General features: G+C 65.8%; 14 protein-coding genes and 1 pseudogene. 10 read left to right on the top strand and 5 right to left on the bottom strand.

Translation table 11 applies throughout. The features are described 5' to 3' along the window. Window positions 1–24: 24 nt before the first annotated feature. The 5 genes from GGQ93_RS14530 to rpoD all read left to right on the top strand — a co-directional run bounded on the left by GGQ93_RS14530 (window position 25) and on the right by rpoD (window position 6,112). Window positions 25–864 carry an LD-carboxypeptidase gene (locus GGQ93_RS14530; RefSeq protein WP_183217955.1) on the top strand — a complete coding sequence of 280 codons (840 nt, stop codon included), beginning with the start codon at window positions 25–27 and terminating at the stop codon, window positions 862–864. A 363-nt stretch (window positions 865–1,227) separates the two neighbouring features. Next, the gene (gene dnaG, locus GGQ93_RS14535) at window positions 1,228–3,105 is read left to right on the top strand and encodes a DNA primase (RefSeq protein WP_183217957.1); all 1,878 of its coding nucleotides are present in this window, start codon (window positions 1,228–1,230) and stop codon (window positions 3,103–3,105) included. Between the two features lie 45 nt (window positions 3,106–3,150). Continuing rightward, the gene (locus tag GGQ93_RS14540; RefSeq protein ID WP_183217959.1) at window positions 3,151–3,396 is read left to right on the top strand and encodes a hypothetical protein; all 246 of its coding nucleotides are present in this window, start codon (window positions 3,151–3,153) and stop codon (window positions 3,394–3,396) included. Window positions 3,397–3,404: 8 nt separating this feature from the next. Further along, window positions 3,405–3,800, top strand: a complete 396-nt coding sequence (locus tag GGQ93_RS14545) for a PIN domain-containing protein (RefSeq protein WP_221233740.1) — start codon at window positions 3,405–3,407, stop codon at window positions 3,798–3,800. Window positions 3,801–4,165: 365 nt separating this feature from the next. Beyond that, on the top strand, window positions 4,166–6,112 hold the full coding sequence (gene rpoD, locus GGQ93_RS14550) for an RNA polymerase sigma factor RpoD (RefSeq protein WP_183217963.1): 1,947 nt from the start codon (window positions 4,166–4,168) through the stop codon (window positions 6,110–6,112). A gap of 42 nt (window positions 6,113–6,154) precedes the next feature. Here the strand turns inward: rpoD and GGQ93_RS14555 are convergent, their stop codons facing one another. After that, the gene (locus tag GGQ93_RS14555) at window positions 6,155–6,418 is read right to left on the bottom strand and encodes a DUF2798 domain-containing protein (protein WP_054764792.1); all 264 of its coding nucleotides are present in this window, start codon (window positions 6,416–6,418) and stop codon (window positions 6,155–6,157) included. Between the two features lie 202 nt (window positions 6,419–6,620). Here GGQ93_RS14555 and GGQ93_RS14560 point away from each other — a divergent pair, with 202 nt between their 5' ends. The 3 genes from GGQ93_RS14560 to GGQ93_RS14570 are packed head-to-tail and all read left to right on the top strand — an operon-like array spanning window position 6,621 to window position 8,084. Beyond that, window positions 6,621–6,800, top strand: a complete 180-nt coding sequence (locus tag GGQ93_RS14560; RefSeq protein ID WP_152949548.1) for a DUF2256 domain-containing protein — start codon at window positions 6,621–6,623, stop codon at window positions 6,798–6,800. A gap of 56 nt (window positions 6,801–6,856) precedes the next feature. Beyond that, entirely contained in the window at window positions 6,857–7,597 is a 741-nt protein-coding gene (locus GGQ93_RS14565; RefSeq protein ID WP_182714156.1) for an extensin-like domain-containing protein, read from the top strand. A 37-nt stretch (window positions 7,598–7,634) separates the two neighbouring features. Continuing rightward, window positions 7,635–8,084, top strand: a complete 450-nt coding sequence (locus GGQ93_RS14570) for a hypothetical protein (RefSeq protein WP_152949550.1) — start codon at window positions 7,635–7,637, stop codon at window positions 8,082–8,084. 4 nt (window positions 8,085–8,088) lie between these two features. On the opposite strand, the gene GGQ93_RS14575 is transcribed toward GGQ93_RS14570, so the two are convergent. Genes GGQ93_RS14575 through GGQ93_RS14590 form a run of 4 tightly spaced genes read right to left on the bottom strand, consistent with a single transcriptional unit; the run spans window position 8,089 to window position 9,859 of the window. Beyond that, entirely contained in the window at window positions 8,089–8,436 is a 348-nt protein-coding gene (locus tag GGQ93_RS14575) for a DUF1428 domain-containing protein (protein WP_054764796.1), read from the bottom strand. A gap of 22 nt (window positions 8,437–8,458) precedes the next feature. Continuing rightward, window positions 8,459–8,941: a VOC family protein gene (locus GGQ93_RS14580; protein WP_183217965.1), complete on the bottom strand. Its 483-nt coding sequence runs from the start codon at window positions 8,939–8,941 to the stop codon at window positions 8,459–8,461. Then, window positions 8,941–9,399, bottom strand: a complete 459-nt coding sequence (locus GGQ93_RS14585; RefSeq protein WP_054764798.1) for an SRPBCC family protein — start codon at window positions 9,397–9,399, stop codon at window positions 8,941–8,943. Before GGQ93_RS14585 ends, GGQ93_RS14580 begins: the two co-directional genes overlap by 1 nt. A 13-nt stretch (window positions 9,400–9,412) precedes the next feature. Further along, window positions 9,413–9,859, bottom strand: coding sequence for a VOC family protein (locus GGQ93_RS14590; protein ID WP_054764799.1), 447 nt, complete (start codon window positions 9,857–9,859; stop codon window positions 9,413–9,415). A 56-nt stretch (window positions 9,860–9,915) separates the two neighbouring features. Between GGQ93_RS14590 and GGQ93_RS14595 the strand changes: the two genes are divergently transcribed. Both GGQ93_RS14595 and GGQ93_RS14600 read left to right on the top strand, forming a co-directional pair. After that, window positions 9,916–10,611 carry an HxlR-like winged helix-turn-helix transcriptional regulator gene (locus GGQ93_RS14595; RefSeq protein WP_183217967.1) on the top strand — a complete coding sequence of 232 codons (696 nt, stop codon included), beginning with the start codon at window positions 9,916–9,918 and terminating at the stop codon, window positions 10,609–10,611. Between the two features lie 91 nt (window positions 10,612–10,702). Beyond that, window positions 10,703–12,609: pseudogene (locus GGQ93_RS14600) on the top strand (methyl-accepting chemotaxis protein). Window positions 12,610–12,611: the final 2 nt, after the last annotated feature.

Below are 12,611 nucleotides of genomic sequence, written 5' to 3' on the forward strand. Positions count from 1 at the left end.
GCAATTTCGACGAAGAAGACGGGCGTGAACGCAAACACCTTCAAGATCGGCGTGGTCTGCGCCAGTTCCCGCTTTTCAAAGGAGCGGGCCGAGGCCGTCGAACAGTGGATGGCCGAACATCACCCGGATCGCGACGTGGCTGTGGTCTTCCACCCCGCCTGCTTCTTGAAGCACGGTCACTTCGCGGGGGACGACCGGGCGCGGGCCGAGGCCTTTATCGAGTTCGCCAATGATCCGCGCATCGACGCCGTCTGGTTCGCCCGCGGCGGCTATGGCTCTTGCCGCATCGCCGAGGCGGTGATCCCCCGGCTGAACGCGGTGGCGCGCAAGAAGCGCTATCTGGGCTATTCCGACGCGGGCAGTCTGTTGGCCGGCATGTACCGGGCCGGATTCGAACATCTGGCCCATGGGCCGATGGCTTCGGATTCGGTGCGGGACGATGTGACGGCTAAAGGCGCCCTGGCCTGGCTGACCACGGGCCGGACGGACTGGATCGAGCCTTCCCTAGCCGCCGACCCGCGTCCCGCCGTCGCCTTCAACCTGACCATCATCGACCAGCTGGTCGGCACGGCGCTGGAGCCGGATCTGACCGGCCATGTCCTGATGCTGGAGGAGGTGTCGGAGGCCGCCTATCGGATCGACCGGATGATGTTTCACTTGACGGGCCAGGCTTCTATCAGAGGTGTGGCCGGAATTCGCCTGGGGCGTGTTTCCGATGTCACGCCAAACGATCCTGATTTCGGCCAGACTCCGGAGGAGATCGTTCGATACTGGTGCCTGAGATCGGGCATAGACTACCTGGGCTCCGCTGATATCGGGCACGATACGGCCAATAAGGTGGTGCCCTTTGGACCTCGCCGCTGAAAAGCCGTTGCGACGCGAAAGACACAGTCCGGCCATGATCCGCATCACGCCGGTCGCCGGCCTCTCGACAGCCGACGCCGTCGAACGTCAGATGAAGGTCCGCGAGGCGTTAGGACTTCGTTAGCCAAGGCGTTGGGGGACGCTGCGGCTTACGCCTTCTGCGATGCGGCGGTTCGTTCGGCTATCGGGGGATGCCCGGACGAACCGCCTGATCGTTCTGTGTCATTATGAGTTGCGACCGATACTGGCGCAGGTGGGAGTTAATCCTCACTATTATCCACAGCGCGAATCATGGTCGGGGATGTCCCGCCCGACGCAGATTTTCCCTGTTTTATTTTGTAGTTGCTGAAGGCTTGTGCTCGTGTGCGTTTCGACGAGAGATTCATCGATGAACTGAAGGCCCGCCTTCGGCCGTCCGACGTGATCGGGCGGACGGTGAAGCTCAAGCGGCAGGGCCGCGAGTATGTCGGCCTGTCGCCCTTTTCGAAGGAGAAGTCGCCGTCCTTCTTCGTCAATGACGACAAGGGCTTCTTTCACGACTTCTCGTCCGGCAAACACGGCGACATCATCTCCTTCCTGCAGGAGACCGAGCGGCTGAGCTTCGTCGAGGCGGTACAGCGGCTGGCGGGCGAGGCGGGCATGCAACTGCCGGCCGAAGACCCCAAGGAGGCCGAGCGCGAGCAGAAGCGCTTAGGCCTGTCCGAGTGGATGGACCTGGCCCAGAAATGGTTCGCCGCCAATCTGCGCCGCACGCCGGGCAAGGCGGCGCGCGAATATCTTGAGAAGCGCGGCCTGCCCGAGGATCAGTGGGAGCGGTTCGGCCTGGGCTATGCGCCCAATGACCGCGAGGGGCTGAAACAGGCCCTGGTCCAGCGCGGGGCGCGGCCGGCCGAACTGGTCGAGGCCGGGCTGCTGATCGCGCCGGACAGCGGCGGCCAGCCCTATGACCGGTTCCGCGACCGGTTGATCTTCCCCATTCTGGACGCGCGCGGGCGGATCGTCAGCTTCGGCGGCCGGGCCATGAACCCCGACGACCGGGCCAAATATCTGAACGGGCCGGAAAGCCCGCTGTTTCACAAGGGCTCCACCCTCTACGGCCTGCCTGAGGCGCGGCGCATTCTGGGGGCCGAGAGCCGGAACGACCAGCCGATCATCGTGGTCGAGGGCTATATGGACGTCATCGCCTGCCAGCGCGCGGGCCTGCCGGCCGTGGCGCCCATGGGCACGGCCCTGACCGAAGAACAGATGGGCTTGCTCTGGCGGATAAGTGCGGAGCCAATCCTTTGTTTTGACGGAGATCCAGCGGGTCAGCGAGCTGCCTATCGGGCAGTAGAGCGCGCTTTGCCACTGCTGAAGCCTGAGCGCAGTTTCCGTTTTGTCACCCTTTCGGGTGGCCTCGACCCAGATGACATGCTGCGGGAGAAAGGCGCGCCAGCCTTGAGAGAGGCGATGTCTTTGACGACGCCTTTCTCGCGGAAGCTGTTCGAAAAAGAAATGGAAGAGGTCGGGCCCTTGGATACTCCTGAAAAGGAGGCGGGACTTCTTGTCAGGTTGCGAAAAGCTGCGGCGACGATTTCTGATCCTGACTTAGCAAGGACATACAAAGATTTTCTAGTTGGAGCTTTTTACCAGCGAGTTCGCCCTTCTCCTGAAGAAAGAAAAGCTGCGAACAGGATTATATATAGAGATCGGAAAGCTCGGTCTTTGGCGCCGATAATGGATGTTACCCCGGAGGCACGCGCAGCCGCGATGACGTTAGCGCGCGCTCCAAGGCCCGTCCTCTCCGCCATCGTTGAAGGGCTTATTACGTATCCCGCAATGGCGAGCGAGCGTGGCGAGACTTTAGCAACCCAAAACTTTGGGGATGTTGGTTTGGATCGGCTGATAGGTGATTTGGTGCGACTGACGTACGAAGCTCAAGCTATGAGCGAGGGCTTGCTTAGGTCGCGTCTCGTGGCATTGGGTCATGAAGAGACTCTTCGGCGTATTGATCGAACAGCCTCCATCGCCCATGCGCCGTTTTTGAATAGTGCCGCTTCATTGGAAGAGGCTGCTGTGGGGTTGAGCCGTGCGGTCGATGTGTTGTTGCATTCCCTCGCTCTAAGTCGCGCAATGAATGAGATGAAATCTGAGCAGAGCTTCGACTCTCAAGCTTTCATCAGTCTCAAAGGCCAGCGCGACGCTTTGGACCGATTTATTGCCAGCGGCGATATATGGAGCGAGGCAGCAACGGTGCACTGAGCCGCGCCGATTGGCGGGCTTGACGATCTGGAGTAGTCTCGCCCCATGGATGGCTCCCAACCCGTCAGGATCACCCGCGAAGGCGACCATCAGGTCGTCCACCTGCCGAGCGGCGTCGCCGTTCCGGCGGACGCGGTGGTGCGTCAGGACGGGGAGCGGCTGATCATCGAGAAGGCCGGGCCGTCGATGGGGTCTTCCGCCCGTCTTCTGGCGGTGCTCGCGACTCTGCAGCCGATCGGTGAGCGTCTCGACCCCTTCGATGATCAACCGCCTGAACCGGTGGATCTTTGAGCGGCTATATGCTGGACACCAACGCCGTGTCGGACCTGATGTATGATCCGATCGGCCCCGTCGGTCAGCGACTGGCCCTTCTGGGCCCCGTGGGCGTCTGCGTCAGTCTGATCGCCATGGCGGAACTCCGCTTCGGGGCTTGCAAATCCGGTTCTCCCAGGATTGCGATGCAGTTGGAACGCGTGCTGTCAGGATTGGCGGTGAAGGCCTGGGACGCCCCGGCGGATCGCCTCTATGGGGAGGTTCGCGCGGAACTTCAGCGTTCGGGCCGCTTGATCGGCGCCAACGACCTGCTGATCGCCGCCCACGCCCTGGCGTTGGACTGCATCCTCATCACCGACAATGAACGCGAATTCTCGCGCGTGCCGGGCCTTCGGGTCGAGAACTGGCTGCGTGTCGGTTAGGGTGGCCTTGACTCCGCCGCCTTGCGACGCCATCTGGCGCAATCGGATCATGACGCCTTAGTGCGCGAGGTCGAGAAGGCGGCGGCGAAGTCCGGCGCGCCATTCCTGGCCGCAAATGCGCCCCTCGCCGAGGCAAGGGTCCGATGGTCGCAGGCGTTTGACGACGCCTCGGTCCCGGCGCGAGAGGCGTCGGGGCGGGATGAGGGGGTTCCGTCGGCGGCAGCTGCGCGGGATGCGCTTCGCCGTGCGATCAAAGCCGGGACGATTTGGGAAGACAGCGCGGGCGCGTAACCTTACGCCTCGCCAAGCATTGTATTTTCGCCGGGGCGGATTGATCACCCCCTCCGGCCGGAGACAGACTGACTATGAACGCACAGACCGAGACGCAGGACACCGAGGTTTCGACCGATGGCCCCCTGCTCGATCTGACCGACGCCGGCGTCAAGAAATTCATCAAACAGGCCAAGGCGCGCGGCTATGTGACGATGGAGGAGCTGAACAAGGTCCTCCCGTCCGAAGAAGTCACCCCCGACGCCATCGAAGACACCCTGGCCATGCTGTCGGAAATGGGCGTCAACGTCGTCGAGGCCGAAGAAGACGCGCAGGAGCAGCAGTCCACCGACGTCGCCGCCGCCGCCTCGACCGGCGTGGCGGAAACGCCCGCCAAGGCCGCCTATGACCGCACCGACGACCCGGTGCGGATGTATCTGCGCGAGATGGGTTCGGTCGAACTCTTGAGCCGTGAGGGCGAAATCGCCATCGCCAAGCGGATCGAGGCTGGCCGCGACGCCATGATCTCGGGTCTGTGCGAAAGCGCCCTGACCTTTGAGGCCATCATGGTCTGGCGCGACGAGCTGGAGAACAACCGCATCCTGCTGCGCGAGGTCATCGACCTGGACGCCACCTACGGCGTGCTGAACCCTTCGTCCCTGCCGGGCGCCGCCCCGGCTGAGGGCGAAGAGGAAGAAGACGTCGAAGAAAAACAAGTGGCTGAGGATAAGCCGGAGTCCGATGACGAGGACGACGACGACTTCGACGACGGCGGCGGCATGTCGATCTCGGCGCTCGAGGCCGAGCTGCGCGACGGGGTGATGGAGGTTCTGAACGCCATCGCCGCCGACTTCGGCGCCTTCCGCGCGTTGCAGGACAAGTTGGTCCAGGCCCGGCTGAAGGGCGAGACCCTGAGCGCCAAGGACGAAAAGACCTATCAGACCCTGACGACGACCATTTCGGATCGTCTGAAGACGATGAAGTTGAACAACAACCGCATCGAGGCCCTGGTCGAGCAGCTGTATGCGATCAACAAGCGCCTGATCGGTCTGGAAGGCCGTCTGCTGCGTCTGGCCGACAGCTACGGCATTTCACGGCCTGAGTTCCTGAAGGCCTATTTCGGCTCCGAACTGGACCCGACCTGGACCGACCGGATCAAGGACCAGGGCGTGCGTTGGACCAAGTTCAGCGAGAACGAGGCCGGCCAGATCGCGACCATCCGCGCCGACGTCGCCGCCGTGGCCCTGGAGGCCGGCCTGCCGATCGACGACTATCGCCGCATCGTCCAGACGGTGCAGAAGGGCGAACGCGAAGCGCGGCAAGCCAAGAAGGAAATGGTCGAGGCCAACCTGCGCCTCGTCATCTCCATCGCCAAGAAATACACCAACCGCGGCCTGCAGTTCCTGGACCTGATCCAGGAGGGCAACATCGGCCTGATGAAGGCGGTCGACAAGTTCGAGTACCGCCGCGGCTACAAGTTCTCGACCTACGCCACCTGGTGGATCCGTCAGGCGATCACCCGCTCGATCGCCGACCAGGCGCGCACCATCCGCATCCCGGTGCACATGATCGAGACGATCAACAAGATCGTCCGCACCAGCCGCCAGATGCTGCACGAGATCGGCCGCGAGCCGACCCCGGAAGAACTGGCCGAAAAGCTGGCCATGCCGCTGGAGAAGGTGCGCAAGGTCCTGAAGATCGCCAAGGAGCCGATCAGCCTGGAGACCCCGATCGGGGACGAAGAGGATTCGCACCTGGGCGACTTCATCGAGGACAAGAACGCCGTCCTGCCGATCGACGCCGCCATCCAGTCGAACCTGCGCGAGACCACCACCCGCGTCCTGGCGTCCCTGACGCCGCGCGAGGAACGGGTGCTGCGCATGCGCTTCGGCATCGGCATGAACACCGACCACACGCTGGAAGAAGTCGGCCAGCAGTTCTCGGTGACGCGCGAACGGATCCGTCAGATCGAGGCCAAGGCCCTGCGCAAGCTGAAACACCCCAGCCGGTCGCGCAAGCTGCGGTCCTTCCTGGACAGCTGAAGACGATCAGGGGCGGCGCCGAAAGGGCCGCCCCTTTTTCGTTCAGCGGGCGGGCTCGACCAGGGCTGCGACGATGCGCCGGACCAGGGGCAGGATCAGCAGCAGGACCGGGAAGGCGATCAGCCAGGACAGGCCCCAGGCCTGCATCCACGCGCTGGGAAAGGCCGGGGCGAAGCCCAGGGTTCGAGCGGTGGCGATGGCTGAGACCACAAAGGTCATGATCAGCGACAGGATCAGCGGCATGACCAGTCCGGCGTAGCGGGCGGGCAGGCGTCGGAACCGGACGACGGCGGGATGAGGGTGCATGGTTTGCGTCTCTCTTAAACTCAGGTCTTCGGCGCGGGCATCCGCCGGACGAACCGGCCCCGGCCGAAGACCGGGATGGATGCGTTGCCTGACGTGAGACGCTTACGGCCGCCGAGGCGACGTGCGCCCTGTAGCAAGGTTGAGAGTGTTTCGCAACAATGGCGGCGCGGTCCCTCGCCCGCCGTTTCAAATAGAGGACCGGATGGGCCGCAAACACGTCAATCTGGGCACGGCGCCGGCCAAGGCCGATCTGCCGCAGAAGGTCTGCGCCGCCTGCGGCCTGCCGTTCGTCTGGCGCAAGAAATGGGCGCGGGACTGGGATCGTGTGCGGTTCTGCTCGGACCGCTGTCGGGCCAAGGGCGTGTCGGAAGAGCGGCGATAGGCGGCTCTCCGCCTCGTGACCGCCGGACCCGGCGGGAATCGGCTAGGACCGGAGCCATGTCCTCGTCGCCTCGTCTGATGCGCCTTTGCGCCGGCCTTTCGCTCCTGCTGATTTTGGCCGGCTGCGTCCGGCGCGCGCCGGAGCCCTTGCGGCCGTCGCCCTATCCGGGCCAGACGGCGGCGCCTCTCATCGGGGGGCTGATCGACCGGCCGATCGACGGGGGCACCCAGGCGGCGGTGGTGCGCGAAGGCTCTGAGCTGGGGCGGTGCATGGCCCAGCTGACCGCGGCGCGGGTGCGGTTCAGCCCCGTGCCGGATCGGCAGAACTCGGCCGTCTGCGGCCTGAGACAGGGCGGGGTGCTGGGGCCGGACCTGGGGACGGTGGCGCGGATGGCGCCCGGCGACGTCGAGATGACCTGCCAGACCGCCCTGGCGCTGAGCGTCTGGCGGCGTCAGTCGCTGGAACCGGCGGCGCGCGAAATCCTGGGGTCGGACGTGGTCCAGATCGACCATATGGGCGCCTACGCCTGTCGCAATGTGAACAACGGCGTGGGCTCCAGCCGGATCAGCGCCCACGCCCAGGCGGCCGCCCTGGACTTCGCCGGGGTGCGGCTGAGGGACGGGCGGCGGATCACGGTGACGAAGGATTGGAGCGGCGATGCGCCCGAGGCCCGATTCCTGCGCCGTATCCGCGACGACGCCTGCCGCATCTTCGGCACGGTGCTGAGCCCAGACTACAACGCCGTCCATTTCGACCATCTGCATCTGGAAGCGACCGACACACGTTTCTGCCGCTGAGACGGCGCCGAGTCGGGCCGTCGGCCGGGAGAGGCGCATGGCGAAACGGTTGAAGGTCTTCACCTGGTCGGACGGGTTTCACGCCTTCACGGTCGCGGTCAGCTCGCGGCCCAAGGCGCTGGAGGCCTGGGGCTCCAAACAGGATCTGTTCGCCACGGGCCTGGCCAGCGAACTGAGCGGCGGCCCCGACTATGAGGCGGCCTTAGCCGCTCCAGGCGAGGTGATCGAACGCGGCCTGGCCATCGACGTCGGCAAGATCAAGAAGGCGGCCGGACCGAAGAAGGCCGCCGGTCCGTCCAAGGCCCGGCGCGCCAAGATCCAGCGGCTGGAAGCCGAGCTTGAGACCCTGGACGCCGAACATCAGCAGGCGATGGCGGATCTGGCGGATCGGCTGAAGGCCTTGGAGGACGAACAGGCCGAGCGGGAGCGGACCCATGCAAAACGCCGCAAGGCCCTGACGGCGGCCCTGAAGGCGGCGCGCCGCTGAGCCCCTATGACTGGAAGATGGTTTCGAAACCGCCCCACATCATCCGCTTGCCGTCGAAGGGCATGTCCATCTCGGCGAAGCCGGGGTCGGTCTCCATCTGCGCCCAGCAGGCGTCGGCGGTGGCGCGGTCGGGCCAGGTGACCCAGGAGAAGACCACCACCTCGCCCGGCTCCAGCTTTACGGCCATGGGAAAGCTGGTCAGCTTGCCGTCGGGCACGTCCTCGCCCCAGGTCTCGACCTGGGACAGGGCGCCGTATTTCTGAAACAGGGGCCAGGAGGCCTGGGCGGACTTGACGTAGCGCGCCTTGTCCTCGGATTTCACGGGGGTCAGGAAGCCGGTCACATAGGTCATGGGGTCGTCCTTTGCTGAGGGTTCAGAGGTCGGCGACGGCGCGTTCCAGGGCCGCGACGTCGATCTTGATCATCTCCATCATGGCCTGCATGGCGGCCTTGGCGCGGGCGGGATCGGGGTCGGTCGTCAGTTCCACCAGGCGCCGAGGCGTTATCTGCCACGACAGGCCCCAACGGTCCTTCAACCAGCCGCAGGCGTTCTCGCGGCCGCCGTCAGCGGTCAGGGCGTCCCACAGCCGGTCGGTTTCGGCCTGATCCTCGGTCATCACCATGAAGGAGACGGCCTCGGTGAAACGGAAGTTCGGCCCTCCGTTCAGGGCCAGATACTCACGGCCCGCCAGGACGAACTGCACCGTCAGGACCGAACCGGCCGGGCCGGACGGCGTGTCGACCGGCGAGTGGTTGACGGCGGTGATACGGCTGTCGGGCAGAAGCGACACATAGAAGGCGGTGGCGGCTTCCGCCTCGCCGTCGAACCACAGGCAGGGAACGATCTTGTCGGCCATCACGCCACGCCCTCGGCCAGTTCGGCCAGTTGATCGGCGACGGCGGCCCAGCCCTGTTCGAAGCCCATGGCTCGGTGCGCCGACATGGCCTTTTCGTCCCAATGGCGGGCGACGGCGGTGTAGAGGGTCGCATCGTCCTCGGCCTCGAAGGTGTCGATGCGGACGAAGTTCATCTCGCCGGCCTGGGGAACCCAGCCCTCGGTGAAGGCGCCGGTCGAGACCAGTCTGCGGCCCGGAACCACCTCCAGGAAGACGCCGGAATAGGGATGACGCTCCCCCTCGGGCGAGGCCATTTCGACATTGGCCCGGCCGCCGACGCGCAGGTCCCAGTCCACCACCGGCGTGGTCCAGGGGCGGGGGCAGAACCATTCGGCGGTGCGTTGCGTATAGACGTTCCAGACCGTTTCCGGCGCGGCCCTGATCAGGCGGCTGATGCGGAGTTCGAAAATCTCGGACATGACGATCTCCGCCTCAGGCCGGCGTCAGGTCATGGGCGGCGAAGGCCTCGGGCCCGGCGGCGACGGCTGTGGGGTCCATCCACATGACCTCCCAGATATGGCCGTCGGGATCGGCGTAGCTGCGGCCGTACATGAAGCCGTAATCCTGGGGGCTGTTCGGGTCGGGCAGACCCCCGGCGCCGGCGGCCTGGGCGACCGTCGCATCCACCGCCGCCTTGTCCTCGCGCGACAGGCACAGCAGCATCTGGGCCGAGACCTGGGCGTCGGGAATGGCCCGGTCGGTGAAGCTGCGCCACTTGTCGTGGGTCAGCAGCATGACGTGGATCACGTCCGACACCACCATACAGGCGGCCGTCTCATCGCTGAACATCGGGTTTTTCGTCGCCCCGACGGCTTCATAAAAGGCGATCGAACGGTCAAGGTCGGCGACGGGCAGGTTGATGAAGATCAGTTGGGTCATGCGGCGTTCCTCTCCCTCTTTGCGGACCGTGCCTTTGGTAGTTAGAATAGTCAATAATGAAGTTAGAAAAAGTAACTGCAAAGCCGGGGCGTCGTTATCATGACGCCTGCGGGGCCGCCCATGGGCTGGATCTGATCGGCGAACGCTGGGCCCTGCTGGTCGTGCGCGAGCTGATGCTGGGCCCGCGCCGGTTCGGCGATCTGAAGAAGGACCTGCACGGCATATCGGCCAATGTCCTGACCCAGAGGCTGGAGGGGCTGGAGGCGTCGGGAGTTCTGCGGCGTCGCAAACTGCCGCCGCCCGCCTCGGTCCAGGTCTATGAGCTGACCGACTGGGGGCTGGAGATCGAGCCGGTCTTCATCGTCCTGGGGCGCTGGGCGGCGCGGTCGCCCCAGCATGATCCGACCCTGCCGATCAGCGCCGTCTCGATCATGCTGTCGTTCAAGACCATGTTCGATCCCGCCCTGGCCGGCGACGCCGCCCTGGTCCTGGGCTTCGTCTTTGAAGACGAGACCTTCCGGGTTGAGATCCGGGACGGCGGTCTGGACGCGCGGCGGGGGCCGATCGACGACGCCGCCGTGGTCCTGACCACCCGCCCCGAACGGGTCGCGGCGGCCGTTTACGGCAAGGTTCCGACGGCGGCGCTTGAGGCCGAAGGCGGGCTGAGGATCGTCGGCGACCGGGCGGTCTTCGAACAGTTCACTGGGTATTTCCACCTACCCGAAAAGGTCGGATTGGAAGCGTCGCCTTAGAAGGTTTGGTAAGGCTTGTCCGGTAGTTGCGACGGGTTAACCGCTTTCGGAGCCGGTCGTGTTCAAGTCCTTGTCCATATCCATCAAGCTGATGATCGCGCTCGGGGCGATGATGAGCGCGTGCGGCGTGGCGACCCTGGTCGTCCTGTTCAGCCTGGTGACGCTGCAACGGTCGGACACGGCCGAACGGTCCGCCTATCAGATCAGCGAGGCGGCCACTCTGACCCTGGCCGCCGCCGTGGAACAGCAGAACGCCCTGCGCGCCTATGTGGCGACGGGCCAGGAGACGGCGCGACGGGACTATCTGGCGCGCAAGGCCGCCTTCGACCAGGCGGCCCAGGCCCTGGACGCCAGCGACGCCGATCATGTCTACGCCGCCCAGCATCAGGCGTTGAAGGCCGCCAGCGACGCCTTTCACCAGCAGTCGCAGGGGCTGATGGCCCAGGCCGCCGATCCGGCGACCCGGCTCCAGGCCGAAGCGCGGCTGTTGCAGACGGCGGACCTGAAGGACATTCGCGCCGCCGTCGCCGCTGTCGATCAGGCCGCCGATGCGGTGCTGAGCCAAAGAAGCGCCGCCAAGAAGGCGGCTTTCGGACGGGGCTATGCGGCCCTGGTCGTCGGCGGGATCCTGGCCCTGCTGGTCGCCGCCGCCATGACGGTCTGGCTGGTCCGGGCGCTCAGCCAGCCGATCGTCGCCATGACCCGCGCCATGGCGCAGCTGGCCGGCGGCGATCTGAAGGTCTCCATCCCGGCCCAGGAGCGTGGCGACGAGATCGGCCGGATGGCCGCGGCCGTCGGCACCTTCCGCGACAACGCCGTCGAAAAGGCCCGGCTGGAAGCCGAGGCCCAGTCGCAGCGGGCGGTCAGCGAGGCCGAACATCGCGCCAATGAAGCCGAAAAGGCCCGGATCGCCGAGGAGGATCGGATCGCGCTTACGGCCCTGGCCGAGGGGCTGTCGGCCATGTCCAACGGCGACCTGACCTATCGGATCGAAACCGAGTTCGCGCCCAAGGCCGCCCAGCTCAAGTCCGACTTCAACGCCGCCATCGCCCAGCTGCAACAGGCCATGAGCGTCGTCCTGGGCAATGTGGCCGGCATCCGCTCAGGCGCGGCCGAGATTTCCCAGGCCGCCGACGACCTGTCGCGCCGCACCGAACAGCAGGCGGCCTCTCTGGAAGAGACGGCGGCGGCGCTGGACGAGATCACCGCCACGGTGAAGAAGACCGCCTCCGGCGCTCGCCAGGCGGCCGACGTCGTCGACGCCGCCAAGGGCGACGCCGAGACTTCCGGCGTCATCGTCCGCGACGCGGTCGAAGCCATGCAGGCGATCGAATCCTCGTCCTCGCAGATCAGCCAGATCATCGGGGTCATCGACGAGATCGCCTTCCAGACCAATCTTCTGGCCCTGAACGCCGGGGTCGAGGCGGCCCGGGCGGGCGAGGCCGGTCGCGGCTTTGCGGTGGTGGCGTCTGAAGTTCGGGCGCTCGCCCAGCGGTCGGCGGAGGCCGCGAAAGAGATCAAGACCCTGATCTCGACCTCCACCAGCCAGGTGGGCACGGGCGTGACCTTGGTCGGCCAGACCGGCGAGGCTTTGCAACGGATCGTGGACCGGGTGGCCGAGATCGACGGCCTGGTGGCCGACATCGCCGCCTCGGCCAGGAACAGGCGGTCGGCCTGGCCCAGGTCAATACGGCCGTGAACCAGATGGACCAGGTCACCCAGCAGAATGCGGCCATGGTCGAACAGTCGACCGCCGCCAGCCACGCCCTGGATCAGGAAGCCCAGTCCCTGCAAGCCTCTGCGGCCCGGTTCAAGGTCGGGACCGTGGGTCAGGCCTCCCCCGCCAAGTCCGCGGCGCAACGTCCGGCGGCGCCGGCTCCGGCTTCGGCGCGGGCGTCTACGCCCCATATGGCGGCGGCCTTGAAGACCCTGGGGCGCGGCGGCGCGGCCCTTGCGCCCAAGGCGGCGCCCGAAGCCGACGGCTGGGAAGAGTTCTAAAC

Origin of the sequence: Brevundimonas aurantiaca, from assembly GCF_014199955.1 — a bacterium.
Lineage (GTDB): Bacteria > Pseudomonadota > Alphaproteobacteria > Caulobacterales > Caulobacteraceae > Brevundimonas > Brevundimonas aurantiaca.